Here is a 23,449-nt window from a genome sequence, read left to right as displayed (position 1 = left end):
ACGAAGAGATGAGCATCACGGACCCATCCACCACCAAGCCGACGGTCGTCCTTGTGCACGGCGCCTTCGCCGAGTCTTCGAGCTGGAGCGGGGTGATCACGATGCTGCTCGACGCGGGGTACCCCGCGATCGCGGTGGCGAACCCGCTTCGCGGCGTCGCGTTCGACTGCGAGTACCTCCGGGCGACGTTGGGGGACATCACCGGGGACATCGTGCTCGTGGGCCACTCCTACGGTGGGGTGGTGATCAGCGGTGGAGGAATGGGTAACCCGCACGTGAAAGCCCTCGTGTACATCGGCGCCTTCGCCCCCGATGCCGGTGAGACCCCGGGGGAGTTGGCCAACCGGCTGCCGGGATCGACCCTCGCGGACACGTTGACCTCGGTGGCGCTCGCCGATGGCGGGGTGGACCTGTACATCACGCAGGACCGGTACCACGCGCAGTTCGCGGCGGATTCGTCGACCCAGGCCGCTGCTGTCATGGGCGTGACCCAGCGTCCCATCCTGGAGTCCGCGTTCGGCGAGGCGGCGCGCGAACCGGCGTGGAAGTCGGTCCCGTCGTGGTTCCTCTTCGGCGAGCTCGATCGCAACATCCCCGCCGCGGTGCATCATTTCATGGCCGATCGCGCCGGTGCCAGGAAGACGGTCGAGTTGGAAGGCGGCTCGCACACCGTCGGCATTCCGGAAGCGGGCAGAGTGTTCGATCTCATCCGGGAGGCAGCCGAAGCGACCACTGGCCGGTAGCGCACACATCCCAAGGAGGCATCATGAATGAATCGCCCTTGTCACCCGCCGGTGACGCTCTTCCTCCGGACACCGACGAGCTACGGGGAAAGCTCACGCGCACAGAGATCCAGCACGCGTCCTCGTCCATTCCCGGCCGAGACATCGTTCAGGTCCTCACCGAGATCCCCGTCGACGTTTCGTCCGGTTGGCACCATCATCCCGGCGAAGAAGTCGGTTACATCGTGGCCGGCACCGTGCGCATGGAGCGCGAAGATGGGACGACCCAGGTCCTTCACGAGGGCGACGGTTTTCTCATCCCGCCAGGAGTGCCGCACAACGCGACTGATCTCGGCCCTGAGACCGGGCGGATGCTGTCGACCTACATCGTCGAGACCGGTCAGCCCATCGCCACCCTGGAGCCGTGATCGCCAGGGCCGAGCGGGGGCAGGCCCTTCAGGCGAGTGAGCGTGTCAGCCGACTGCCTTGCGTGGGCGCCCGGCGGGGCCACCCCTCGGAGGCTCCTCGACCGATTCGTCGGCCGACGCGAGTTGACGTTCCTCGTACCCCGCACCGCCCGCGGTGGGGCGACCGATCGCGATGGACGTGATCGCGATCGAGAGGATGAGGGCGGAAACGGCGACGAGCGCACCCACGACGACGACCTCCCATCCCGGGTAACGAGAGATGCCGGAGAGGAGGATCACCTGGCTAGCGACGGCCGCCATGGAGAAGGTGAAGGACCAGAATCCGAGGGAGAACTCCAACCGGCGGTAGCGGGGCACGAGCGCGACCTGGACCAGCATCATGAAGACCGTCGCGCCGAGCAGGACGACGGTGACCCCGTCGATGGTCCGGCCGTTCATCGCCAACCACGCCATTCCCCCGACCGCGGGCGGCGCGGCCAGTATCGCGAGAGTGGGAACCAGCGGGCCCGGTAGAGGGGGGAACAGGGCGAGGCGGGCAAGAACGATCGTGAAGATCACCACCCAGAAAAGCGTGCCCATGCCGAAGGCCGCGACGGCGAGGTGTGCATTTCCCACGACGGCCGAAGCTTCGGCGGCGATGAATCCCGCCGCCACGGTCGGGAGGAAGTAGCCGCCGTGGAGGGACTCGATGGGGATGGGGCGCTGGATCCACTGCGCCACGAGCCACGCGGCGAAGAGAGCCGCGAGAACCGCCCCGGCGTACACCAGGATCGTGCTCGGCACCGGGATGATCGGATACAGATGGGCACCGAAAAGCATGACGATGACCGGAACGATCGCCGCGATCGGTCCCTGAGCAGGCAGCCGGAGTTGTGACACGAGCGTGTCCGGCGCGCGGCGTCCGCGATACGCATGTGCCGCGATCAGCCAGACCAGGGCTCCGCCGGCGATGAGCCAGAACGGCTCGACGCTCCATCGTGGCCAGCCGAAGGCCGCGGCCGTGGCGGACCAGCATCCGGCGTATCCCACGAGCCCGAACGGGATGGCAAGGGTGTTCAGCGGTATGCGAGTTGCCGGAGGCGGCCCGTTCATTTCTGGTTCCTTTCCGCGGCTCGCGTCCGCAGCGGACGGCGGCGGGCCCGATGGTGCAGGGGTGCGGGGCGTTCGGGACGGTCGCCGCGCGGTGACGAGTCGGTGTCTTCGAGAACCGGCGCGGCGTGGAGCGCCAATTCTTCGATATCGATCGCCCGAAGTGCCGCTGCGACCACCGTTTCTGAGAAGCGGTGCTCTCGGCGGGCGGTGATCACGTACTGCCGTTCCGCTCGGAGCATGACCCGTCGCAGTCGCCGGTAGGTGGTGAGGAGTGTTTCGGTGGACGGTTCCGACTCGTGCTCGAGCGAGTCCGAGATAAGAGTCGCGTTGATGCGCAGTTGGTCGACGACCCGTCGGTGGTCGTCGTCGGTCACTTCCGACTCGAGACGGTGCAGCCCGCTGGCCTGCGCGTGAGCCATCAGATCCTGCCAGTCCGCGAACTCCTGCCTCCGGTCGACCGGGGGCAGCCGGAGCGCTCGGATGAGACCGGGGAGGAGGAGGCCCGTCAACAGGGAGATCACGACGACCACGAACGCCATCAGTTGCAAGAGCGCCCGCCCCGGTGTCTCTGGCGGCAGCAGGAAAACGGCTGCGAGGGTGACAACGCCTCGGACGTTCGCCGCGGAGACGATCGCGGCGTTCTTCCACCGCAGGTCCTGATCGCGCATGTACCGGGTGCCGTGTTTGAAGATCCCCACCATCGCGAAGATGAACGCCGCCCGCGCCGCGAAGAGGGCGGCGATCACGGCCGCGCAGATGCCCACCGTTCTCCAGATCCCCTCGCTCACCTCGCTTGTCGCCGCGCCGCGGATGATCCCCGCGGCGTTGAGGCCGATGAACAAGAACACCGCGTTCTCGACGAGAAAGGATGCGGTGCGCCAGTTCACGGCCTCGGCGACGCGAGCTTCCGCAGACTGCACGGTGGGGGAGCGGAAGCCCAGGTACAGCGCCGATACGACCACGGCCAGCACCCCCGAGCCGAGCACGGCATCGGCGGCGATGAACGCGAAGTACGGGGTGATGAGGGCAAGGCTGGTGTCGAGCACCGGAGATCGCAGTCGGCTCCGGATCGCCGCCATGACCCACCCCACGCCCAGCCCGACACCGACACCTCCTGCGACGGCGAGAGCCAGGTCGGCGGCGATGCGTCCGGGTCCGGTGGTCGAGACGATGGCCGCGATCGCGGTGTTCACCAGCACGAGAGCCGTCGCGTCGTTGAGCAGGCTTTCTCCCTCGAGGACGGTCACGACGCGGTGGGGCAGTTTGAGGCGGCCCGCGATCGCGGTGACCGCGCTGGCGTCGGTGGGTGCGACAACCGCAGCAAAGGCGAACGCCGCCGCGAATCCGATGGCCGGGAGCAGGAGATACGTGACCCATCCCACCGCGAAGGCTGTGAAGACGACGAGGCCGACGGAGAGGAGCAGGATGGTGTCTCGACGTGTCCGTACGTCGACGACCGAGGTGCCGAACGCCGCGGCGAACAGCAGGGGCGGCAGCACCCCGTACAGCACGAACTCCGGCTCCAGTCGGACGGCGGGGATGCCCGGGACGAAGGAGACGGCCGCGCCCACCGGGACGAGGAGAACCGGCGCGGACCATCCCACGCGTCGCGCCAGCCCGGTCACGGTGACAGCGAGCAGCACGAACGCCACCGCCCACGCCACGGTTGCCCCCGGTGTCATCTCTTCTTCCCCGCGGAGCTGACTCCTCGCGATCCCGCGCCGGCTGATCCCGCCGCCGGCACGCTGCGAAGCAGCGCGACCAGCTCTTGCGCTACCTCCTCAGGCTGGTCTTCGACCAGGAAGTGGCCGGCGTCGAGTCCGCGGCCGCGGATGTCGCCCGCCCACGGCCGCCAGATGGACAACACCTCTCCGTAGAACTTCGGAAGCGCGCCGGCAGCGCTCCACAGCACGAGGAGGGGGCAGCGGATGCGGCGGCCGGCGGTTCGGTCGTCGTCGTCGTGGGCACGATCGATGCCGGCGCCGGCGCGGTAGTCCTCGCAGATGCCGTGAACCACGGTGGGGTCGTCGAGGATCGCTCGGTACTGGGCCATCAATGCGTCGGGATACCGGTCCGGGGTGCGACCCAGCCCGAGCGCGCGGAGATGACGGTCGAAGAAGGCAGAGGGATTCGCGCTGATGAGATCTTCGGGGAGGGGCGCCGGTTGTGCCAGGAACGCCCAATGCCAGTACGTGAGAGCCATCAGTGCGTCCGCGCGTGCCCACACCTCGCCGGTGGGCACCACGTCGAAGGCGCCCGCGGCGGAGATCACGGCCGGGTGGTCCAAAGCCATCCGGTAGGCGATCCGACCACCACGGTCGTGACCCGCGACGGCGAAATGCTCGAACCGGAGGGCGGCCATCAGCTCGACCAGATCGTTCCCCAGCGCGCGTTTCGAGTACGCGCTGTGATCGGCGGTGGTTTCGGGTCGGAAGGACTGGCCGTAGCCGGGGAGGTCGACCACCACCACGGTGTGGTCTGCGGTGAGGTGTCCGACCACCGCGTGCCACATGACGTGGGTCTGCGGGTAGCCGTGCAGCAGCAGGATCGGGGGGCCCTCTCCACCCGTCCGTGTGAAGATCGCCCCTCGGCCGACCTCGATCAGGCGAGACGTGAAAGCGTCGAACATGATCTCACCGCGATCGCGGCGTACCGGTCAGGAAGGGTCAGCCAGGAACCGCAGGAGTTCACGGTTCACTTCGGCGGTGTGGGTGACGGGATGGATGTGCGGGCCGCCCTCGATCTCGATGTACCGTGCCGCCGGCAGTGCTTCGTGCGCTCGGCGCCCCTGCCCGTCGATGGACAGGATGCGGTCGGCCGTGCCGTGCATGATCAGCGCGGGCACGTCCACGCGTTCAAGGTCGGTGTGGAAGTCTTCGAGCCACCCTTGCGGGCACGCCCATGTCGCGTAAGGTGACGCCTCGGCACCGGCCGACCACATCGCACGGACCGTGTCCTCGCTGACCAACGTGCCCTGGTAGTCGTCGAGGTTGAGGAAGTTTCCCATCATGCCGGTCAACCACGCGAACCGGTCGTCCAGAATCGCCTGCTGCACGCCGCGGACGCCCGCCTGATCCACCCCGTTCGGGTTCTCGGCACTCTGGGCGAAGGACGGGGTGAGGCTTTCGATGAAGACGGCACTGTGCAGCCGGTCGGTTCCGAACCGGCCGATGTACCTCGCCAGTTCCCCGGTGCCGAGGGAGAACGCCACGAGCGTCGCATCCTCGATTTCCAAGGTTCGCATCACGGTGTCGAGATCATCGCTGAGCGTGTCGAAGTCGTAGCCCAGGGTCGGGGCGCTCGAGCGACCGAAACCGCGCCGGTCGTAGTTGATGACCCGGTAGCCGGCATCCAGCAGTGGATGCAGCTGGGGCTCCCACGAACGGCCGTCGAACGGCCAGCCGTGCAACAGCACGACCGGCCGGCCGCTGCCGTGATCCTCGTAGTACAGGTCGATCGGCGCGGAGTTCTCCTGGCCGACGGTGATGGTGCTCATGACGGAACTCCTCGGGTGGGGGTTAGGTGACGCAGTCAGCGTGCTCGACCGCATCCGCCACCGCAGCACGGCAACCCCGAGAAGATTTCCGGCAAACCCTACAGTCAGCGGTCCGGCTTCGTCGCACGATGGGGCCATGGCCGTGACTGTCCTGATCGTCGACGACGATGCGCGGTTCCGCGACTTGGCGAGGAGAATGCTCACTAGCTGGGGATATCAGCCAGAAGGTGAGGCGGGCACGGTGGCCGAAGCGCTGCAGCAGGTGACGGAATCCCGGCCCGATGTCGTGCTCGTGGACATCGGCCTCCCCGACGGCGACGGGCTGGAATTGAGCAGGGTGTTGAGCGACGCGCCGTGGCGGATGCGTGTCGTGCTGGTGTCCTCGGACAGCGACGCCGCGTCGGCGCAGGAGGCCGTCGCGGCAGGAGCCGTGGCGTTCGTCCCCAAGGCCGATCTGACCAGCGCGCTGCTGCATTCGATCATCGACGACGGATGAGTTGATGAACGTCGGCGTCGCGCCCCCGCCACTGCGCGCATCCGTCGGAGAGGACGACCTCCTCTTCCGGCAGGGGGTCGTGCGCGTACTCAGTGATGGCGGGCTGACCGTCGTGGCCGAAGCGGGGAACGCGGTGGATCTCCTTGCCCAGACTCTGGTGCACCGGCCCGACGTTGCGGTGATCGACATCCGGATGCCCCCTCACCGCGACGATGACGGCCTTCGGGTGGGCGTCGAACTGCGCCAGCGGATTCCGACCATGGGCGTGGTGCTCCTCACCCAGTACTGCGATCCGGAGTTCGCGCTCGAACTGATCGGTGACCGCCCCGAGGGCGTCGGGTATCTGCTGAAGGAGCGGGTCGGCGACGTCCGCGACTTCGTCGCCGCAGTGACCCGTGTCGCCCGAGGCGGCAGTGCGCTCGACCCGGAAGTCGTGGCACGCATGTTGCGGCCGCATCCGGTCCCCGATGAACTCGCCCCGTTGACGCCTCGGGAACTGGCAGTCCTCGCTGCGATGGCGGAAGGGTTGTCCAACCGTGGCATCGCCCGCAGTCTGCTCATCAGCCCGGCGGCGGTCGAGAAGCACGTCACCGCGGTGTTCCGGAAGCTGTCGATCACCTCAGAAGGGGCAGAGCACCGCAGAGTCCAGGCCGTGCTTCGCTACCTGACCGCTCGAGCATGAAGAGTGAACCGGCATGCCGCATATCGCAGACAGCTCATCGGAGGCCAGCCGCCGCGCTGCGGGAGCGACCTTCGGCACCGACGTCGAACGGGAAGAGATCCGGCGACTCGTCGAGAAGGAGCGCGCACTACGCGACGTCGCCGAACTGATCGCCCATGCCGGCGCGGACGATGACATCCTCGCCACCCTCGTTCGTGAAGCGTCCCGGCAGATCGAAGATCTCCCGATGACCCTGACCCGTTTCGCCGGGCCGCGCGAGCTGGTCGTCATGGCTTCGCACGGGGGGCCGGCATCCCCCGGTACTCGTATCGCGTTCGAAGCGAACACGCTCCCCGATCATGTCCGCCGCACCGGGTTGCCCTTCCGAGTCGACGACTACCGGTCTCAGCCGGATGCAGAGATGGCGCGAGGTTTCGGGATCGTCGCGGCCGTCTCGGTGCCGATCATCGTCGGGGATCGGGCGTGGGGGATGTTCACCGCCACCTCGGATGCCGGAGTCCTGCCCCGTCAGGCGGAGGCTCGGCTCGGTAGCTTTGCGCAACTGGTCACTGCGTCCTTCGACAGTCTTGACGCGCGGACGCGGCTGCGGGCTGTCGCGGAGCACGACGAGGCGATGCGCTCCATCCAGCAGTATGCCGCCGGGGCACCCGTCAGTGATGTTGCCCGAAGCCTGGTCGCATACGCCGCGAAGCTGGAGGGGGTGGAGAGCGTCGCCTTGGCCCTTCACAGCGGCGTGATCGAGTCGGCGGTCAATCCGATCCTCTCGATCACGAACACCCCCGTCCGCCCACGCCGCTCCATGACGTTCGCCGTGACGGCGCGGCAGCACCACCTGGGCAGGCTCACCGTCCTCACCACGGCGCCTGCTCTGCCCGACCAGACCGTTCAGCGCCTGACCGACCTCTGCGAGGTCACCGCCCGCGTCGTCCTCGCGGTAAGCAACCGACAGCACCTCGATACGCTGCTCGACGAGCAAGCGTCGCTACGGCGCATCGCCGAGCTTGCGGCGCGGGGAGTGCCCCTGCCGGCTCTCTTCGAGTCTGTCGTCCACAGCGCCGCACGCGTCTTCGGGGCATCACGGGCGACGTTGCTCAGTCGCCGCGCCGGCGGCGCCCTCGGCGTGGTGGCGGTCGCCGAGCAGCCGGGATCAGAGCAGGCGGATGCCGGCCTCGCTCCCGACGGACGCGGTGCAGGAGTGCGCCGCGTCGAGTCCTTCCGGGCGAAATCCCCGATCACGGTGGAGGGTGAGCCGTGGGGAGTACTGACCCTGGACTGGGCGACACCGCCCCCCGACGGGATCTTCGACCGGTTGAAGTCGTTCGCAGACCTCACTGCGGTGGCGGTCGCGACTACGAACAACAGGGAGGGTCTCCTCAGCTCCCGGGCGCGCATCATCGCGGCGGGCGACGATGCGCGCCGGCGCCTGCAGCGCGACGTGCATGATGGGGCTCAGCAACGGCTCGTCCACGCCATCCTCAGCCTGAAACTCGCGCGCGACAAAGCCCGCGCCGGCGAACCGGTCGTCGACCTCCTCGAGGAGGCGATCGGAAACGCAGAGGACGCCAATCGTCAACTGCGGGATGTGGTCCGCGGGGTGCTCCCCGCGGCACTGACCCGAGCGGGACTGGTCGCCGGCATCCGGTCGCTTGTCGCCGACATCGCCCTGCCCGCCCAGCTGCACCTCGAGATCCCGCGCCTGCCCGCGCCGCTGGAAACCACGGGGTACTTTCTGGTGGCTGAGGCGGTCACGAACGCCGTCAAACATGCCAACGCCACGGCGCTGGCGATCACCGCCAACATCACCGGCGCGAGCGACGAGCTCCTCATCGTGGTCACGGACGACGGCATCGGGGGTGCCGACCCCGCCGGCGGATCCGGGCTCACCGGCCTCATGGACAGGGTGGAGGCGGGGGGCGGAACGTTGTCGGTCGTGAGCCCCGTCGGCGGCGGAACGACCGTGACGGCGCGCCTTCCCGTCCCACCGCACATCGGGATCAGCAGCGCGACGGGGTGAAGAAGGTCGGGACGGTCTATTCCTCGTCGTCGGGTTCGGCCAATTCGTCGACGGCCGTGATCAACGACTCGATCGCACTGAGCAGGTTGCGAAGCGCTTGCTGCTGCTCGAGGTCGTTCGGGAGTTGCTGGATGTCGAAGCTTGCAGCACTGGCGTACTTTCGAGCGTCTGCAAGCGCGGACTGTTCACGGAAAGTCGACATCGTGTGCTCCTTAGGGTGGGCGTCGTGCGGGACGGGGAGGGTTTACACGATGAACACTGCCAGCTCCGGGTGTCGGCCGCATCAGTAATGTGCCGCCGAGGGTGGGGATCCTCGTGCGGGCTCTTCACTCCTCCGCGGCCGCAGCGTCCAAGCCGAGGTGCCGGCGTAGCGCGCCGGAGATGTCGTCGAGATGGGCGAATTGCTCGGGGGTCAGCGCCTCGACGAACAGCTCGTGCACGGCGCGCAGATGTGGGACGGACCCTCTCCGGAACCTCTCGCGGCCGAGTTCGGTGGCTGTCACGTCCACCCCGTGCACGTCGTCGGCGCAGGGGATCCTTCGGATCAGGTGACGTTTCTCCATCCTGCCCAGGTGGTGCGACAGCCGACTGCGTTCCCATCCGACGAGCTCCGCCAGCTCGGACGACCGCACAGTCTGCTGCGGCGCCTCGCTCAGGGCGAGGAGCACACCGTAGTCGCCGGCCGACAGCGAGGTCTCGTTCTGCAGGCGACTCCCCAGGCGCGTGCGAAGCACCTCCGAGGTCTCGATGTAGTCCCGCCAGATGCGCAACTGCTCGCGCGACGGCGTCTTCCGGTGTTGCGCCATCTCTTCTCCTCTGGGAATAGACATGTCAATACCCATGTTCTCTCATTGACACGTCAATCCGGGCCGCCGGTGACGAGAAAGGCGTTGACCATGGCAATGCAGATCGGGGACGTCGAGTTCGGACTGAACTCGTTCGGAGACATCGCCACCGATGGGGGACGGGTGATGTCGGATGCTGAGACGCTGCGTCTGCTCGTGGAAGAGGCGCAGCGCGCAGAGTCCGTCGGGCTCGACGTGTTCAGCATCGGTGAGCACTACCGGGAGGGCATGGTCGACTCGGCCACTCCGGTGATCCTGGCGGCGATCGCGCAGGGGACCTCGATCCTGGGTCTCAGTACCTCCGTGACCGTCTTGTCGACGCAGGACCCGGTGCGGCTGTACCAGCAGTTCGCGACGGTCGACGGCCTGTCGGGGGGCCGCGCACAGCTGGTGCTCGGCCGCGCATCGGCGATCGAGTCGTTCCCCCTGTTCGGATACGACATCGCCGAGTACGAGCAGATCTTCGAGGAGAAGCTCGACCTGTTCCTGCGGCTGATGCGTGAGGACCGCGTGTCGTGGACCGGTGAGTACCGCGCTCCGCTGGAGAACGTGCGTCTGCATCCTCGAATGCCCCAGGGAGGAATCCCTACGTGGATCGGGATCGGCGGAAGCCCCGACTCCGTCATTCGTGCGGCCCGCCACGGCCTTCCCCTCATGATGGCGATCATCGGTGGACGTCCGGAGCGCTTTGCCGGGCACGCCGAGCTGTACCTGCGTGCGCTCGCCCAGTTCGGGCGCCCGGAACTCCCGATCGGTCAGCACTCCCTCGGTTTCATTGCCGACAGTGACGAGGAGGCGAAGAACACGCACTGGACGTACTGGCAGCCGGTCGTGGCTGCGCTCAGTGAGGAGCGAGGCTTCTACCCCCCTACCGCCGAGAGGTACGAGACGGAGGTCGGTCGTGGAGCGCTGTATGTCGGATCGCCCGAGACGGTGGCGCAGAAGATCGCGGGCATCGTGCGTACCAACCACCTGTCGCGCTTCGACCTGAAGTACGACGTGCTGCATATGCCGCGGGAAGCGCGTGAGCACAGCATCCGTCTGTTCGGCGAACGTGTCGTCCCTCGGGTGCGCGAGCTGCTCCACGAGGATCCCGGCAACTGGCGCCTCACCGGGCGTGCCGCGGCCGAAATCATCAAGGGCGGTAAAGCCGCCCATGCCTGACATTCACGAAAGGAAAGCGATCATGAGCGACTACACCGACCTCGAGTTCGGCGTCGATACATTCGGAGACCTGCCACGCGACGACCAAGGCGCGGTCGTCTCCTACGCAGCGGCGATCCGTGCCACCGTGGCGGAGGCGGTCCTGGCCGACCAGCTGGGGATCGACGCGATCGCCATCGGAGAGCACCACCGCCCCGAGTTCGCCATCTCCTCCCCGGAGACCGTGCTGGCCGGCATCGCGACTGCGACGGACCGCATCCGTCTCGGCTCCGGCGTCACCGTGCTGTCCTCCGACGACCCGGTGCGGGTATTCCAGCGCTTCGCCACGGTCGACGCGCTCTCGAACGGGCGCGCCGAAGTCATCCTCGGCCGCGGTTCTTTCACCGAATCGTTTCCGCTGTTCGGGTATGACCTCGCCGACTACGAGCTGCTCTTCGACGAGAAGATCGATCTGTTCCACGCCTTGCTCGATGAGAAGCCGGTCACGTGGGAAGGCACGACGCGTGCGCCCCTTCACGAGGCGGACGTCTTCCCGAAAACCGATTCGGGGCGGTTGCGCACCTGGGTCGGCGTCGGCGGAACGCCGCAGTCTGTCGTCCGGACCGCGCAGTACGGGTTCCGGCTCATGCTCGCCATCATCGGAGGCGCCCCCGGCCGCTTCGCGCCCTATGTAGATCTGTATCGCCGTGCAACCGAGCAGCTGGGCACGACTGCCCATCCGGTGGGCATGCATTCCCCCGGTTTCATCGCGGCGACGGATGCTGAGGCCAAGGAGATCTTCTACCCCGGGTACAAGGTGATCCGCGACCGTATCGGGGCGTTGCGCGGGTGGCCACCCCTGCGGCGGTCGGAGTTCGAAGCCGACGTCGCGCAAGGGTCGCTGTACGTGGGCTCGCCGGAGACCGTCGCCCGAAGGATGGCCGATGCCATCCGCACGCTGGACGTCGGCCGATTCGACCTGATCTACACCGCCGGCGGCGCCCTGTCCGCGAGCGCACGCCTCCGCGCTGTCGAGCTGTATGGCACGCAAGTGATTCCGATGGTCCGCGAGATGCTCGCCGAGACGCCGACACGGCCCACCCTGACCGGCGCGGCGTTCCGGCGATGAGCGAGAGGAATGACATGGACAGCAACTTCAGCGAAGACGTCACGGTGGGGATTCTCGGGGCGGGCAAGGTCGGCACGGTGCTCGCCCGCCTTGCCGTCGCCGCGGGTTACCGGGTGTTGATCGCGGGCTCTGGAGACCCCGAGCGGATCGCTCTCACCATCGATGTGCTCGCGCCCGGCGCGACTGCCGTCGGTGCGGAAGTCGCCGCCCGCGAGGCCGACATCGTTGTGCTTGCGCTGCCTCTCGGGAAGTTCCGGGCTGTTCCGGCGGCGCAGCTCCACGGCAAGCTCGTTGTGGACGCCATGAACTACTGGTGGGAAACCGACGGCATTCGCGACGACCTGAACGATCCGCGCACCTCGACGAGCGAGGTCGTCCAGGACTTCCTCTCGGGGTCGCGCGTCGTGAAGGCGCTGAACCATATGGGTTACCACGACCTTGAGGAAGAAGCGCGCCCGGCTGACGCTTCGGGCCGGAAGGCGATCGCACTCGCCGGCGACCGGGAAGTCGACCTCGCGCGTACCGCAGAGTTCATCGACGCGCTCGGGTTCGACCCTGTCATCGCCGGTCCCCTCGCTGCAGGCGTTCTCTTGCAGCCCGGCAACCCGACGTTCGGTGCCAACGTCCCGGCAGATGACCTCCGCGAACTCATCGATGCCTCGGCTGCCGCGGGCTCACCCAGGCCGGCCGCGGCCTGATCCCGCTCATGACCGAGTTCGAGAACTTCCGCCCCTTCACACCCCGCGCCTTCCAAGTCGACCTGCTGAACACCCTGTTCGACCAGCTCATCGCCTGGTCGCATGCACTGGAAGACGTGCGGAAGCCGGGGCTCATGATGCCCGTCCCCTGAGGACGGCCTCCGGGTGGAATTCGGGCGTCAAAGAAAGTTGCTCGAACAAGGAATGGAATGAGCTAAGTCGTTGTTCGAACAAGTAACGATCCACCATGGGTCGCGAAAGGACAGCAATGACCACCCCAGATTCCCGCACGCGCACCGTTTCCGCCTTCGAGCCGGTCTCGGTCGGACGCCTTCACCTGCGCAACCGCATCGTGATGGCACCCATGACTCGCAGTCGCGCCTTCGGCACGACGGCGAGCGACGACATGGCTGAGTACTACGCCCAGCGCGCCGGCGCCGGACTCATCATCACCGAGGGCATCCAGCCCAGCGCCGTCGGGCAGGGATACCCTGACACCCCCGGGCTCCACACGGCCGAGCAGGTCGCGTCGTGGCGCGCCGTGACCGACCGCGTCCACGCCGAAGGCGGTGTCATCGCCGCCCAGCTCATGCACACCGGGCGCATTGGACATCCGGCCACCACGGATGCTGTCGGCAACGAGGGTCTGCTCCCCGTCGGCCCCTCTGCCGTGAAAGCCGCCGGCCAGATCTTCACCCCCGCCGGGATGAAGGACTACGTCGTGCCGGTGGCCATGACCGAGGACGACATCCAGGCCACGATCGCCGACTTCGTCGACGCCGCCCGCAACGCCATCGATGCGGGCTTCGACGCCGTCGAGATCCACGGTGCCAACGGATACCTTCTGCACCAGTTCCTGGCCCCCAACGCCAATGAGCGCACCGACCGCTGGGGTGGCAGCATCGAGAACCGCATCCGGCTGACCGTCGAGGTCGCCCGCGCGGTCTCCGAGGCGATCGGCTCCGACCGCACCGGCATCCGCATCTCCCCCCACAACGGCCTCGGCGACACGGTCGAGACCGACTACCGGGACGTGTACCCGGTGCTGATCGCGAGCCTGGGAACCCTGAACCTGGCGTACCTGCACCTCGTCGAGTCCGGCGACCCGAGCTTCACCCCCACGGTGCGCGAGCTCTGGGATGGCGTGCTCATCCTCAACTCCGCCGCAGCCGACCCGCTCACCCATCGGGAGCGTCTGGAACTGGTCGCCAATGGCACAGCCGACCTGGTGTCGTTCGCACGCCTGTTCATCGCCAACCCCGACCTGGTAGAGCGGCTCGCCGCCGGCGCGGCACTCGCCCTTCCCGACCTCAGCAAGGCCTACGGCGGCAACAGTGCCGGCTACACCGACTACCCCCGCTTGGCCGATACCGCGGCCGGCAACTGACATCTCCTCCCAGAAAGGCAACCGTTCCATGTCCACCACCACTTCCGCCCCCGCTCCTCTTGCCGCTGACCGCAGCACCGGTCGCGTCGTCGTCATCACCGGCGCCGCCGGGGGAATGGGTGCGAAGCTCGTATCCCGCTTCCTGGCCAACGGCGACACCGTCATCGCCACCGACATCTCCGAAGACGCGCTTCAGAAGCTGAGCGAGGACCTCGACTCCGAACGCCTCGTGACCCTCGCGGCCGAGATCGCCGACCAAGCCCAGGTCGAAGCTCTGGCCGAGGTCGCCCGCGGGTTCGGCCGGGTCGACGTCCTCCTCAACGTCGCCGGCTTCTTCCCGTTCGACACCTTCGCCGACACCACCCCCGACCGCTGGCGCACCGTCATCGACGTGAACCTCACGGGCTACTTCCTCGTCACCCACGCGCTTCTGCCGTTGATGCAGGGCCGCGGATGGGGACGCATCGTCAACGTCGGCTCGGCATCGATGTTCCCGGGCGTCGCCGGCCAGGTGCACTATGTGTCCGCCAAGACAGGACTCATCGGATTCACGCGGAGTCTCGCCCGCGAGGTCGGCGAGGACGGCATCACCGTCAACCTCCTCACCCCGGGTCTCACCCTCACCGGGCCTGTTCTCGAGAACTTCCCGCAGGAGCTCATCGAGAGTCAGCGCAAGGGGCGAGCCCTCAAGCGCGACCAGCACGCCGAAGACCTCGTCGGTCCGATGTTCTTCCTTGCCTCACCGGACGCGGACTTCGTCACGGGGCAGACGCTGAACGTCGACGGCGGCATGTTCATGAACTGACACGAAGGAGACGACGACATGACCGAATTCAATGACCGGGTCATCACGCAGTTCCGGCGGAGCAACGGCGTCGTGGGAGGGTGGGGCGATCAGCTGGTTCTCGTCCATCATCGGGGTGTGCGCACCGGTCTCGCCCGGATCAACCCGGCCATGTCGATCCGGGAGAACGGCTCGTGGATGGTGGTCGGCTCCGCGATGGGCGCTCCGAAGGACCCCGCGTGGGTCGCGAACCTGCGCGCGCATCCCCGCACCGTCATCGAGGTCGCCGAGGCGGGCGGCATCCGCGAGGTGCCGGTGATCGCCGAGGAGCTCAGCGGCACTGAGCGCGAGCGGGCGTTCGCCCGCTTCGTTCGGATGGCGCCCTCCTTCGGCCAGTATCAGGCACACGCCGGGCGGCTCCTGCCGGTGATCCGGTTCGTTCCCCGATCGCCCTCCGTGTGATCGCGCGAGGCGAGCGACGTGCGGCAGCCCCGGTGTATGCCGGGGCTGCCGCACGTGCCGCCGGCCGCCGCATCCGGTGCAGGAGGATCCGCCTCGCTCGCCGTCATACGCTGTGGATGTTGCCAATCGAAAGGCTTTGCATGTCTTCCCACAGCGAGCAGTCCTCACATGAGCGCATTCCGGCCTCCGATGAGCCGACCATCCCAGAGCTCGAGGTCGACGAGAGCATCCCGCCTCGGCCGGAGGAAGGGATCGCCGATGTCCTGCGGTCCGAGCCCGATACTCGAGACCACAGCGAGCAGCCCGACTGACGTCACCCTCCCGGCGGAGACCGGGTGGCCGGGCGGGTCTAACCGGGGGCGGAGCTCTCCGCGATCTGCGCTCGCAGCCCGGAGACGAGGGTCTCGAGGCTGAACGACCACGCCAGGGCGGGGTCGTAGCCCTCCAGCGCGTGGAACTGCGGAAACCTCTCCGGCGGCAGATCCTCCATGACCGTCTCCGGCAGCTCGCCTCGGGCAAGCAAGCTGCGCTCAGCGCCCACCATCAACGCGGGGAACACGGCCGCCTTGACGGCGCTGTAGGCATCGCCGGGTGAAAGTCCCGCCGCGGCGAACGCGGCCATGGCTACTTCGAACGAGGCCGCCGCGCGGGCGCCTTGCACGGGGCGGCGTGAGAGGGCGGCGAACGCTCCGGGGTGCCGCGTGGCCAGCGCGCTCATCGCGGCGAAAAAGGTGCGGACCCACTCTTCCCAGTCCACCGTCGTCGTGGGGAGGTGCGCTTGATCGAGCAGAGAATCGACGATGCCGTCGGTGATCGCGTCGCGCGTCTCGACGTGGTTATAGAGCGAGGTGACGTGGACGCCTAATTCCCCGGCTATTCGCCGCAGGGTCACAGCGTCCAAGCCGTCACGATCGGCCATGGCGACCGCGCAGTCCACGATTCGCTCCCGCGTCAGTGCTGCCACCGGATGAGCATAACGCTCTTGACACGCATACCTACACTGTAGGTATGATGCACCTACACTGTAGGTTATGAGAGAGGGAGACGCGGATGTTCACATCCCAGGAGCTGGAGCAGAAGCTCGCCGAACTGATCGCTAAACACCGCGTCCCAGGCGCGCAGCTGGCCGTGTTGGACGGGGACTCCGTCACAGAGGTGGCGGCCGGTGTGCTGAGTCTGCGAACGGGCCTGCCCACGACCCCGGACTCGCTGTTCCTGCCCGGCTCGATCGGCAAGCTCTACACCGCGACGCTGATCATGATGCTGGTCGAGGAGGGTGCGCTGGACCTCGACACCCCCATCCGTGCGTACCTCCCCGACTTCGAGGTGGCCGACCGGCATGCTCGCGACACCGTGACCCCACGCGATCTGCTCACCCATACCAGCGGCTTCGACGGCGACCACTTCACCGACACGGGCCGCGGCAACGACGCGCTCGCCGCCTACGTTGCCGGGTGTGCCGCCCTGCCCCAGATCGCCGCCCCCGGTGCCATCTGGAGCTACAGCAACAGCGGCTACTCCATCCTCGGGCGGATCGTCGAAGTCCTCATGGGAACGACATTCGAGCAGGCGCTGCGCGACCGGATCTTCACGCCGCTCGGGCTGCAGCACACGGTGTCCTTCGCCGACGAGGCGATCGTCCACCCCACTTCGGTAGGGCACGTGCCCGACCAGGACGATCCCTCGACGCTGGTGGTCAGCCCGACGTGGGGGCTCTGGCGCGCCTTCGGGCCGATGGGTTCCGCCCTCGTGGCCTCGGCGGGTGACGTGCTCGCGTTCGCGCGACTGCACCTCGACGGCGGTGTCGCCCCCGACGGCACTCGGTTGCTGGACGCGGCGCTGGCAGAGAGCATGCTCGAGCAGCAGGTCGAGCTGGTGGACGATTCGGTGCTCGGACAGGGGTGGGGTCTCGGCTGGATCCTGGACCGCTGGGGGGATGTCACGGTCATCGGCCACGACGGGAACTCCATCGGGCAGAACGCCTTCATGCGCGTCGCCCCCGAGCAGCGCTTCGGGTTCTGCCTGCAGACCAACGTCGACAGTGCGCTGGGCATGTACCGCGAGCTCGCCGACTGGTTGTTCGGGCGGCGGCTCGGAGTAGGTCCGCGACCTGACCCCGCAGCCCTCGACGACCAGCGAGTGACCGAGCCCGACCGATACACCGGCCGCTACGAGCGGGAGGGACTGACCTTCGAGATCTCAGCGGACGAGGAGGGTCGTCTGCGGGCTACGGTGACGCCGTCTCACGGAGTGGCGCAAGAGCAGGGCTGGCCCCCGATGATCGAGTTGCCGTTGGTGCCCGTTACCCGGGAGGATTCCTTCCTCCTCGAGCTCCCCATCGCTGACGCCGCCCTCCTGGCGGTCTTCTTCAACCCCGCCGAGGAGAACGGCCTCCCCAGCTACCTGCATTTCGGAGGACGTGCGCACCGACGCGCGAACGCGGAGGGCTAAGGCACCGAGGTTCTACTGGTTACCGTTGTCACGTGCCGGCGCGATCGCTGCGCATTCCGTCGGCCAGGAGCGCGGCCAGCTGAGTGCGCGAATGCACGCCGAGCTTCCGGTAGACCGACGACAGCTGCGATTCCACGGTGCGGATGCTGGTGAACGACGATGAAGCGATCTGGCGGGAGGACGCCCCTGCGGCGGCGGCCTGCGCGACCTCCCGTTCGCGGGTCGTCAGCATCGCGAGCCGACCCTCGGACGAGACTGCGGAGAGGGCGGCTGCCACCAGCCTCCCGATGGCGATGTCTCCGGTGCGTCGCACGATCAAGTCCGCACGGTCCAGTGCCCGGCGGGCCGGGCCTGCTTGACCGGCCGCGGTATAGGCGCGCCCCAGTGCGAGGAGTGTCAGCGCGTGCTGGTCGGGGAAGCCCGCACCGGCAAGGACCGCCACCGCTCCCTCCAGGCGCGCCACCGACGATTCGACCAACCCGCGTATGTGTTGCACGAGGCCCGTGAGGAGCGGACGCCCGTTCTCGGCGATCTCGTCGAGTCGGTCGGCGATCTTGACCGCCTCGTCGCTGAGGCCGCACTCGACCGCCGCGCGAGCCAGATCGAAGTCGATCCACAAACGTCTGCCGGGCTCGTGCAGGCCGAGTCCTTCGGCCATCTCCCTGGCACGGGCGAGCTGCACGTACGCCTCGCGCCAGTCTTCGCGGACAGCGGCGGCGAGCCCGGTGAGCGCCGCACGCGAGAACTCACCGGCTGCTTCCGAACCTTGCAGGGTGGGCTCCAGCAGTACCGCCTGCAGCGTCTCCTCGTCGCCGGTGCGGATGGCGAGCAGCCCGCGGGCCCGGGCCTCGGCGGGAAACATCGATGCGGCGCCCGCATCCGCACGTGCCGCATCGTCGAGCGCACGGCGGGCGGTGTCGAGTCGGCCCGCGTAGATGTCGACGGTGGCGAGGTGGGTGCGGAAGACCCGCTCGATGAACGGCTGACCATCGTCGTGAGCGCTGCGCACCAGGGCGCGCAGCGCCGTACGCGACTCATCGAGCTTTCCTACCTGGTAGGAGAAGAAGCCGCGGTGTGCGAGCGCGCTGTCCACGAGCGCGGTCAGCTCCAGATGTGACTCCTGAGCCGCCATGCGGTCCAGGAGTGTCTCGTCGAGCCCACGGCCCAGATCGAGTTCGGCCATCAACAGCGCCGCCAGCGCGCGGTGCCGTGACACCGGAGCGTCGTCATCGAGCCGGCCCAGCGCCGCTCGCGCGAGCGTGGCGCGCTGCTCCGGGTCGAGGGCGGCCTCGGCGCGGTAGGTGTCCAGGATGCCGCGCGCGGCGTCGTTCTCGGTCGCCTCGGCGATCGCATCGAAAACGCGACGTGCCTCGAACTCGCCGGCATCCACGCTCACCGCCATGAGCAGCGTCGGCAGAGCGCGGTCAAGAAGTGCCGCCGGGAGCTGCGCGGGGCGGCTGCGCTGGATGAGGGCTGCGGCTTCGGCGTGCTGGGATGCCCGGAGGTAGTGCTCCGCCCGGGAGATCATCGCGGCGAGATCCTCGCTGCGTCCGTCCGGGCACATCGCCTTCAAGTCTAGGAGCGCCAGAGGGGACCGGCTCGGGAATACGTCACCCTGTGGAAAGGCCTCGTCACCCCCAGCGCAACGTGCCCATGTGGGCGTCGAACAACTCCACCAAGACGTCGGCGAGAGCGCCGTCGGCGTGTCCGTCGCCGATGGTGACGAACGAGAACACGAGCCATGCGCCCACGGTGTCGGGGGCAGCGATCGTGTACGTGACGCGCCGCCCCGCGTGGGTGGCGAGGACGTCTGCCTCCGGCTCGGGGCGCTCGATGTCCTCCTCGCGCAGCGCCGGCTGTCCGTCGACGTCCACCCTCGCGACGGCGGCGCCGCTGTCGGCTGTCAGCGACGCGATCACCTCGTCGGGTGTGACGGTTCCCGCCTCCGGGTCGCGCCACTCCGAGACCGTGTAGGAGGCGGGCATGGCGAGGTCGCCCATCCGCTGGGTCGGCAGGCACAGCATCCCCGCGCCGGCCGATCGTGCACGGTCGACGAGCCGGCCGAGATGTTTGCGCAGCTCGCCCCGGAACGGCGTCGCCGAGTCGCGCGGCACGTCGTCGGGCACCGCATCGTGGGCGAGTTCGTCGAGTCGTCGATCCAACTCGGCCGCGTCGGCGGCCTGCAGCGGCAGGTTCTCCCACCCGGGGATCTGGACGATGTCGTATGCGGTCATGGGGTTCCTTCCGGGCGGACTTCCCACAGGAGGTCCAACATGTCGGAGTACAGCGCGTCCGCGTTCTCGATGTGCACGTCACGAGCCGAGACGGCGATATCGAGATTCCAGGCGCGACGGACGAGATCGATACGGGCGTGCAGGGCGCCGTCTCGTCCGGCGGGGAAGGAGACGATCGACACCCCGTCAGCCAGCAGGTCGGGCAGGGTCTGCACTACCGGGCGACCGAGCGGCCCCGGCGTTCGAGCGCCGTACCGTTCGAGCAGATAGTCGGGATTGGCGCTTTCGGGCGGGCGCGCGGTGACGAAGGCAGTCTGCTCTCCACGGGGAAGGGCCGTGGCGACGAATTCCCCCTCGCGCTCACCGGTGCGCCACGTCGCCGGAACGCGGTGCACCCGCACCCTCTCGATGGCCCCGTGCGTGCTCATGGTGCTCCCTCCGTGGCGAGTGCGGTCAAGGCGACGCGCACAGCGCGCCAGCGGCTCCCGTCGCCGGTGGGATCGAGCGTGCCCTCGTCGGGCTCCGCGGGCGGCGCGCCGACGGGGAGCGCTACCCCCGGGAGCCCGCGTTCGCGTCGCGCGGCGACGTCGCGGGCGATCTGCACGAGTGCGGCCCCGTCGGCATCCGGCCAGCCCGACAGGCGCGCGACGCGGGCTCCGGGGAGAGCGCCGATTCCGAACAGCGCACCGACGAGCGCTCCTGTCGCACCCGGCGCGATCCTCATGGCGGACGAGAGGGGGTCGAGAGCCGCCTCCGTGACGTCTTGCGGACTCGCAGCGGGGGGCGCGCTTGCGGTCTGCACCGCGTCCGCGACCGCGCGTAGTGACGTCAATGTGAACTCCTCACGCAGGCGGCGGGCGGCATCGAACGATTCGGCGTTCATGAGCGCTGCCACGGTCTCCGTCCATAGGAGGTGCTCCGGTTCGGCAGAGAGCGGGCTGCCCAGGACGGCCAGCACCGCGCGCAGCGCACTTTCCTGCTCGTCTCGCGTGTCGCGATGGTGGGCGAGGGCCACGATGGCGCACGCCGCGAGCAGAGCGTCCGCCGAGACCGCGTCGCCGAGTTCGCCACCCGGCGCCGTCGCACGGCGATCCCGGAGGTTGCGCCGGAGGAGGTGGATCGCCCGTGGGTCGTCCAGAGGCAGACCCGTCGCGGCCGCGTCCGCCACGCACAGGGCGATCTCGGTCGTCGCCGACCACTCGTCAGCGAGAGCCAGCCCGATCAGCAGTCCCGCGGCACGGAGGATCGTGTCGTCCTGGTCCATGTCAGCTCCCGCCCGCTCCGCCGGCAACACCATCGGGCGTTCGAAGGATGACCTCCTGGATGTTGATCTCGCCGCCGCGCCCGTCAGGCACTGGGGGTCCGTTCCGCACGTCGACCACTTCGAACGGCGTGCCCCTGTCGAAAAGCACTTCGTGCTCGCCCGCGGTCGTCAGCGGTTTGACATCGCGCCCGGTTCCTCGGCTCTCGAACTGGAATACGGTCCCGACCCCACTCATGTTCCTGCCGTTAAGCTCACCGCCGGTCACGACGAACGACTCGGCTTCACCTCGTGAGAGCGACGTCGAGACGAACCCGGGGTCCACGAAGGTCTCTCCCGGTTTCAGCCTGCTCGCGAGGTCGACATTCACGCCACGGTAGGTCACGGCTTCGTCGAGGGGAGGAAGCTTGCGCAACTCCGCCGACACGAGTGCCGCCTCTCCATCTCGGGCGGGATTGGGCGGACCGTCAAGTCCCCGCAGATACCGATTCATCGGGGTCGCTCCGCCGCCCAGGTACTTGTGCATCGCGGCGGCCTCGGGGCTGAGGATCTCGTCGGGATCCAACTCGTCCAGGTCGGGCGGAAGCTCTTCCGTGGGCTTGTCCCGCATCTTCGGACGCCATCGTCCCGCGCTCTGGGGGAGAGGCGCTGGGGTCGGGCTGGGTGTCGCGGGCCGCGGGGTGGGTGTCGCGTCGGGGGTGGCGGGCCGCGGGGTGGGTGTCGCGTCGGGGGTGGCGGGGCGCGGCGTGGGTGTCGGGTCAGGCGTGGCGGGGCGCGGGGTGGGTGTCGCGTCGGGGGTGGCGGGCCGGGGCGTGGGTGTCGGGTCAGGGGTGGCGGGCGGGGGCGTGGGTGTCGGGTCAGGGGTGGCGGGCCGGGGCGTGGGTGTCGGGTCAGGGGTGGCGGGCCGGGGCGTGGGTGTCGGGGGTCGCACCCCCGGACGGCTACGCAGAGAAGCCATCGTCGCGCGGAAGCCGGACTTCAGGGACGGGCCGAACAGCTTCGCCGCTCCGAGGGTGAGCACTCCGGCGATGGCGATTCCGAGGTCGACCCACGAGCCTTCTCCCAGGGCCATCAGCGCCACCTCGGCGACGAGTGCGACGGCGCCGATGATCGCTCCGGCCAGGAGGAGCGGGCCCACCCCGGGGATGATCAGCGCCAGCACGGCCAGTGCCATCCCGATGTAGGTCAGCACCTGGATGAAGATCTTCAAGAACTTCTTGAAGGCGGCGACGAGGCGATCGACCCAGCTGTCGGTCAAACCGTCACCGAAGCCGGAGCGTATGATTCGGGCAGCCGCGGCGCCGGCCTCGTCGAATCGGGCCAACGCATCGTTCAGTTTCGCCTTCGCCGCCGCCACGCGCGACGCCGCAGCATCCACCGCGGCTGTCCGATCGGTGTTCGCCTGCGTCTGCTCCGGTGTGAGCTCGGCGCCGGGTTGCGGCAGGGCTTCGGGGAGCGACTCCGCCTCGCGCGCGGCGCCGCTCGCGTCGATGGCGTCGTCCAGCGCTGCGCTGGAGCCGGTGAGAGCGGCATCCACCTCCGGGCGGAACTGCGTCAGGGCCCCGACGACCGCTTCGTACCGACCGACCACCTGGGTCAGGTCTTTCGACACCTGCTCGGCGGAGCCGCGTAACTCGTCGGCGTATGCGCCGCGGAGCGACTCGCCGGATGCGATCCGCGAGAGACGATCGCCCTGCACCCGCATGGCCTCCGCGAGGGAGCGGAAGTGCGAGACACGCTCATCGATCGCGACGACATCCGCGACCACCGGGTCGCCATCCAGCCCGAGCAGGTCCCACGGTCCTGGACGCTCAGCCATGGGCCACCTCCGTCTCGATGCTCTCGGCGAGTTGCTTGTCGGCCTCGCTCCAGGTGTTGCACGCCTCCTCGACGCGGTCGCTGAATTTCCCGAGCCGCTCCAGGATCTTGTCCCGGTGCACACGCCAGTTGTCGGCGAACTCGTCCATGGCGCGGCTCACGTCGCGCTGCCCCCAGATCGCTGCCTTGTCGTCGGCATTGCGGGCGGCGTTCGTGAACTCGTCGCGGATCGACTTGAGGTCGCGGTTGGTGTCGTCGAGGGTGTCATCGACGATGAGATTGGCCATCGTGGTGCCTTTCTACGAGT

The 23,449-nt window shown here is 68.4% G+C and carries 27 protein-coding genes; 14 read left to right on the top strand and 13 right to left on the bottom strand.

What is annotated here, in order from left to right:
* Positions 1-8: 8 nt before the first annotated feature.
* Together AC4FS2_RS12830 and AC4FS2_RS12825 are read left to right on the top strand one after the other, a co-directional pair.
* Positions 9-743 carry an alpha/beta fold hydrolase gene (locus AC4FS2_RS12830; protein ID WP_491177513.1) on the top strand — a complete coding sequence of 245 codons (735 nt, stop codon included), beginning with the start codon at positions 9-11 and terminating at the stop codon, positions 741-743.
* A gap of 23 nt (positions 744-766) precedes the next feature.
* The gene (locus AC4FS2_RS12825) at positions 767-1,150 is read left to right on the top strand and encodes a cupin domain-containing protein (protein ID WP_491177510.1); all 384 of its coding nucleotides are present in this window, start codon (positions 767-769) and stop codon (positions 1,148-1,150) included.
* 45 nt (positions 1,151-1,195) lie between these two features.
* On the opposite strand, the gene AC4FS2_RS12820 is transcribed toward AC4FS2_RS12825, so the two are convergent.
* The 4 genes from AC4FS2_RS12820 to AC4FS2_RS12805 are packed head-to-tail and all read right to left on the bottom strand — an operon-like array spanning position 1,196 to position 5,738.
* The gene (locus AC4FS2_RS12820) at positions 1,196-2,242 is read right to left on the bottom strand and encodes an SLAC1 family transporter (protein WP_491177508.1); all 1,047 of its coding nucleotides are present in this window, start codon (positions 2,240-2,242) and stop codon (positions 1,196-1,198) included.
* Positions 2,239-3,924 carry a cation:proton antiporter gene (locus AC4FS2_RS12815; RefSeq protein WP_491177506.1) on the bottom strand — a complete coding sequence of 562 codons (1,686 nt, stop codon included), beginning with the start codon at positions 3,922-3,924 and terminating at the stop codon, positions 2,239-2,241. The genes AC4FS2_RS12820 and AC4FS2_RS12815 overlap by 4 nt, the downstream gene beginning before the upstream one ends.
* Positions 3,921-4,871: an alpha/beta fold hydrolase gene (locus tag AC4FS2_RS12810; protein ID WP_491177503.1), complete on the bottom strand. Its 951-nt coding sequence runs from the start codon at positions 4,869-4,871 to the stop codon at positions 3,921-3,923. The genes AC4FS2_RS12815 and AC4FS2_RS12810 overlap by 4 nt, the downstream gene beginning before the upstream one ends.
* 27 nt (positions 4,872-4,898) lie before the next feature.
* Positions 4,899-5,738, bottom strand: a complete 840-nt coding sequence (locus AC4FS2_RS12805) for an alpha/beta fold hydrolase (RefSeq protein ID WP_491177501.1) — start codon at positions 5,736-5,738, stop codon at positions 4,899-4,901.
* Positions 5,739-5,874: 136 nt separating this feature from the next.
* Between AC4FS2_RS12805 and AC4FS2_RS12800 the strand changes: the two genes are divergently transcribed.
* Genes AC4FS2_RS12800 through AC4FS2_RS12790 form a run of 3 tightly spaced genes read left to right on the top strand, consistent with a single transcriptional unit; the run spans position 5,875 to position 8,930 of the window.
* Positions 5,875-6,234 (top strand): response regulator, encoded by a 360-nt coding sequence (locus AC4FS2_RS12800; protein WP_491177499.1) that lies wholly within the window; start codon positions 5,875-5,877, stop codon positions 6,232-6,234.
* A 4-nt stretch (positions 6,235-6,238) separates the two neighbouring features.
* Positions 6,239-6,916: a response regulator transcription factor gene (locus AC4FS2_RS12795; RefSeq protein WP_491177497.1), complete on the top strand. Its 678-nt coding sequence runs from the start codon at positions 6,239-6,241 to the stop codon at positions 6,914-6,916.
* A gap of 13 nt (positions 6,917-6,929) precedes the next feature.
* Positions 6,930-8,930: a GAF domain-containing protein gene (locus tag AC4FS2_RS12790; RefSeq protein WP_491177495.1), complete on the top strand. Its 2,001-nt coding sequence runs from the start codon at positions 6,930-6,932 to the stop codon at positions 8,928-8,930.
* A 16-nt stretch (positions 8,931-8,946) separates the two neighbouring features.
* Here AC4FS2_RS12790 and AC4FS2_RS12785 read toward each other — a convergent pair whose 3' ends face one another.
* Both AC4FS2_RS12785 and AC4FS2_RS12780 read right to left on the bottom strand, forming a co-directional pair.
* Positions 8,947-9,132, bottom strand: coding sequence for a hypothetical protein (locus tag AC4FS2_RS12785; protein ID WP_491156376.1), 186 nt, complete (start codon positions 9,130-9,132; stop codon positions 8,947-8,949).
* Between the two features lie 124 nt (positions 9,133-9,256).
* Positions 9,257-9,736, bottom strand: coding sequence for a MarR family winged helix-turn-helix transcriptional regulator (locus AC4FS2_RS12780; protein WP_491177492.1), 480 nt, complete (start codon positions 9,734-9,736; stop codon positions 9,257-9,259).
* A gap of 90 nt (positions 9,737-9,826) precedes the next feature.
* Here AC4FS2_RS12780 and AC4FS2_RS12775 point away from each other — a divergent pair, with 90 nt between their 5' ends.
* The 8 genes from AC4FS2_RS12775 to AC4FS2_RS12740 all read left to right on the top strand — a co-directional run bounded on the left by AC4FS2_RS12775 (position 9,827) and on the right by AC4FS2_RS12740 (position 15,689).
* Positions 9,827-10,939: an LLM class flavin-dependent oxidoreductase gene (locus AC4FS2_RS12775; protein ID WP_491177490.1), complete on the top strand. Its 1,113-nt coding sequence runs from the start codon at positions 9,827-9,829 to the stop codon at positions 10,937-10,939.
* A 22-nt stretch (positions 10,940-10,961) separates the two neighbouring features.
* On the top strand, positions 10,962-12,047 hold the full coding sequence (locus AC4FS2_RS12770) for an LLM class flavin-dependent oxidoreductase (protein ID WP_491177488.1): 1,086 nt from the start codon (positions 10,962-10,964) through the stop codon (positions 12,045-12,047).
* A gap of 14 nt (positions 12,048-12,061) precedes the next feature.
* Positions 12,062-12,745 (top strand): NADPH-dependent F420 reductase, encoded by a 684-nt coding sequence (locus AC4FS2_RS12765; RefSeq protein WP_491177486.1) that lies wholly within the window; start codon positions 12,062-12,064, stop codon positions 12,743-12,745.
* Positions 12,746-12,753: 8 nt separating this feature from the next.
* Positions 12,754-12,897 (top strand): hypothetical protein, encoded by a 144-nt coding sequence (locus AC4FS2_RS12760; protein ID WP_491177484.1) that lies wholly within the window; start codon positions 12,754-12,756, stop codon positions 12,895-12,897.
* A 116-nt stretch (positions 12,898-13,013) separates the two neighbouring features.
* Complete coding sequence (locus AC4FS2_RS12755; protein ID WP_491177483.1) at positions 13,014-14,132, top strand: alkene reductase; 1,119 nt, start codon at positions 13,014-13,016, stop codon at positions 14,130-14,132.
* A 28-nt stretch (positions 14,133-14,160) separates the two neighbouring features.
* Positions 14,161-14,937 (top strand): SDR family NAD(P)-dependent oxidoreductase, encoded by a 777-nt coding sequence (locus AC4FS2_RS12750; RefSeq protein WP_491156387.1) that lies wholly within the window; start codon positions 14,161-14,163, stop codon positions 14,935-14,937.
* An 18-nt stretch (positions 14,938-14,955) separates the two neighbouring features.
* A complete protein-coding gene (locus AC4FS2_RS12745; protein ID WP_491177481.1) occupies positions 14,956-15,378 on the top strand; it encodes a nitroreductase/quinone reductase family protein in 423 nt (140 codons plus the stop codon).
* A gap of 140 nt (positions 15,379-15,518) precedes the next feature.
* Entirely contained in the window at positions 15,519-15,689 is a 171-nt protein-coding gene (locus tag AC4FS2_RS12740) for a hypothetical protein (protein ID WP_491156391.1), read from the top strand.
* 38 nt (positions 15,690-15,727) lie between these two features.
* Here the strand turns inward: AC4FS2_RS12740 and AC4FS2_RS12735 are convergent, their stop codons facing one another.
* Entirely contained in the window at positions 15,728-16,342 is a 615-nt protein-coding gene (locus AC4FS2_RS12735) for a TetR family transcriptional regulator (RefSeq protein WP_491156392.1), read from the bottom strand.
* 86 nt (positions 16,343-16,428) lie between these two features.
* Here AC4FS2_RS12735 and AC4FS2_RS12730 point away from each other — a divergent pair, with 86 nt between their 5' ends.
* Positions 16,429-17,829, top strand: a complete 1,401-nt coding sequence (locus AC4FS2_RS12730) for a serine hydrolase domain-containing protein (RefSeq protein WP_491177479.1) — start codon at positions 16,429-16,431, stop codon at positions 17,827-17,829.
* Positions 17,830-17,857: 28 nt separating this feature from the next.
* On the opposite strand, the gene AC4FS2_RS12725 is transcribed toward AC4FS2_RS12730, so the two are convergent.
* The 6 genes from AC4FS2_RS12725 to AC4FS2_RS12700 all read right to left on the bottom strand — a co-directional run bounded on the left by AC4FS2_RS12725 (position 17,858) and on the right by AC4FS2_RS12700 (position 23,429).
* Entirely contained in the window at positions 17,858-19,393 is a 1,536-nt protein-coding gene (locus AC4FS2_RS12725; protein WP_491177477.1) for a LuxR C-terminal-related transcriptional regulator, read from the bottom strand.
* Between the two features lie 67 nt (positions 19,394-19,460).
* On the bottom strand, positions 19,461-20,063 hold the full coding sequence (locus AC4FS2_RS12720; RefSeq protein WP_491177475.1) for a hypothetical protein: 603 nt from the start codon (positions 20,061-20,063) through the stop codon (positions 19,461-19,463).
* A complete protein-coding gene (locus tag AC4FS2_RS12715; protein WP_491177473.1) occupies positions 20,060-20,491 on the bottom strand; it encodes a hypothetical protein in 432 nt (143 codons plus the stop codon). Before AC4FS2_RS12715 ends, AC4FS2_RS12720 begins: the two co-directional genes overlap by 4 nt.
* Entirely contained in the window at positions 20,488-21,327 is an 840-nt protein-coding gene (locus tag AC4FS2_RS12710; RefSeq protein ID WP_491177471.1) for a hypothetical protein, read from the bottom strand. Before AC4FS2_RS12710 ends, AC4FS2_RS12715 begins: the two co-directional genes overlap by 4 nt.
* A 1-nt stretch (position 21,328) precedes the next feature.
* Entirely contained in the window at positions 21,329-23,143 is a 1,815-nt protein-coding gene (locus AC4FS2_RS12705; protein ID WP_491177469.1) for an ADP-ribosyltransferase, read from the bottom strand.
* Entirely contained in the window at positions 23,136-23,429 is a 294-nt protein-coding gene (locus tag AC4FS2_RS12700) for a hypothetical protein (protein WP_491156431.1), read from the bottom strand. Before AC4FS2_RS12700 ends, AC4FS2_RS12705 begins: the two co-directional genes overlap by 8 nt.
* Positions 23,430-23,449: the final 20 nt, after the last annotated feature.

Source organism: Microbacterium sp. Z10_103 (assembly GCF_058310455.1).
This window is presented reverse-complemented; position numbering and strand designations above follow the sequence as displayed.

Excerpts from the sequence above, each read along its gene's own strand:
- AC4FS2_RS12830 (WP_491177513.1), top strand. The coding sequence starts at position 9 with ATGAGCATCACGGACCCATCCACCACCAAGCCGACGGTCGTCCTTGTG.
- AC4FS2_RS12825 (WP_491177510.1), top strand. The coding sequence starts at position 767 with ATGAATGAATCGCCCTTGTCACCCGCCGGTGACGCTCTTCCTCCGGAC.
- AC4FS2_RS12820 (WP_491177508.1), bottom strand. The coding sequence starts at position 2,242 with ATGAACGGGCCGCCTCCGGCAACTCGCATACCGCTGAACACCCTTGCC.
- AC4FS2_RS12815 (WP_491177506.1), bottom strand. The coding sequence starts at position 3,924 with ATGACACCGGGGGCAACCGTGGCGTGGGCGGTGGCGTTCGTGCTGCTC.
- AC4FS2_RS12810 (WP_491177503.1), bottom strand. The coding sequence starts at position 4,871 with ATGTTCGACGCTTTCACGTCTCGCCTGATCGAGGTCGGCCGAGGGGCG.
- AC4FS2_RS12805 (WP_491177501.1), bottom strand. The coding sequence starts at position 5,738 with ATGAGCACCATCACCGTCGGCCAGGAGAACTCCGCGCCGATCGACCTG.
- AC4FS2_RS12800 (WP_491177499.1), top strand. The coding sequence starts at position 5,875 with ATGGCCGTGACTGTCCTGATCGTCGACGACGATGCGCGGTTCCGCGAC.
- AC4FS2_RS12795 (WP_491177497.1), top strand. The coding sequence starts at position 6,239 with ATGAACGTCGGCGTCGCGCCCCCGCCACTGCGCGCATCCGTCGGAGAG.
- AC4FS2_RS12790 (WP_491177495.1), top strand. The coding sequence starts at position 6,930 with ATGCCGCATATCGCAGACAGCTCATCGGAGGCCAGCCGCCGCGCTGCG.
- AC4FS2_RS12785 (WP_491156376.1), bottom strand. The coding sequence starts at position 9,132 with ATGTCGACTTTCCGTGAACAGTCCGCGCTTGCAGACGCTCGAAAGTAC.
- AC4FS2_RS12780 (WP_491177492.1), bottom strand. The coding sequence starts at position 9,736 with ATGGCGCAACACCGGAAGACGCCGTCGCGCGAGCAGTTGCGCATCTGG.
- AC4FS2_RS12775 (WP_491177490.1), top strand. The coding sequence starts at position 9,827 with ATGGCAATGCAGATCGGGGACGTCGAGTTCGGACTGAACTCGTTCGGA.
- AC4FS2_RS12770 (WP_491177488.1), top strand. The coding sequence starts at position 10,962 with ATGAGCGACTACACCGACCTCGAGTTCGGCGTCGATACATTCGGAGAC.
- AC4FS2_RS12765 (WP_491177486.1), top strand. The coding sequence starts at position 12,062 with ATGGACAGCAACTTCAGCGAAGACGTCACGGTGGGGATTCTCGGGGCG.
- AC4FS2_RS12760 (WP_491177484.1), top strand. The coding sequence starts at position 12,754 with ATGACCGAGTTCGAGAACTTCCGCCCCTTCACACCCCGCGCCTTCCAA.
- AC4FS2_RS12755 (WP_491177483.1), top strand. The coding sequence starts at position 13,014 with ATGACCACCCCAGATTCCCGCACGCGCACCGTTTCCGCCTTCGAGCCG.
- AC4FS2_RS12750 (WP_491156387.1), top strand. The coding sequence starts at position 14,161 with ATGTCCACCACCACTTCCGCCCCCGCTCCTCTTGCCGCTGACCGCAGC.
- AC4FS2_RS12745 (WP_491177481.1), top strand. The coding sequence starts at position 14,956 with ATGACCGAATTCAATGACCGGGTCATCACGCAGTTCCGGCGGAGCAAC.
- AC4FS2_RS12740 (WP_491156391.1), top strand. The coding sequence starts at position 15,519 with ATGTCTTCCCACAGCGAGCAGTCCTCACATGAGCGCATTCCGGCCTCC.
- AC4FS2_RS12730 (WP_491177479.1), top strand. The coding sequence starts at position 16,429 with ATGTTCACATCCCAGGAGCTGGAGCAGAAGCTCGCCGAACTGATCGCT.
- AC4FS2_RS12725 (WP_491177477.1), bottom strand. The coding sequence starts at position 19,393 with ATGTGCCCGGACGGACGCAGCGAGGATCTCGCCGCGATGATCTCCCGG.
- AC4FS2_RS12720 (WP_491177475.1), bottom strand. The coding sequence starts at position 20,063 with ATGACCGCATACGACATCGTCCAGATCCCCGGGTGGGAGAACCTGCCG.
- AC4FS2_RS12715 (WP_491177473.1), bottom strand. The coding sequence starts at position 20,491 with ATGAGCACGCACGGGGCCATCGAGAGGGTGCGGGTGCACCGCGTTCCG.
- AC4FS2_RS12710 (WP_491177471.1), bottom strand. The coding sequence starts at position 21,327 with ATGGACCAGGACGACACGATCCTCCGTGCCGCGGGACTGCTGATCGGG.
- AC4FS2_RS12705 (WP_491177469.1), bottom strand. The coding sequence starts at position 23,143 with ATGGCTGAGCGTCCAGGACCGTGGGACCTGCTCGGGCTGGATGGCGAC.
- AC4FS2_RS12700 (WP_491156431.1), bottom strand. The coding sequence starts at position 23,429 with ATGGCCAATCTCATCGTCGATGACACCCTCGACGACACCAACCGCGAC.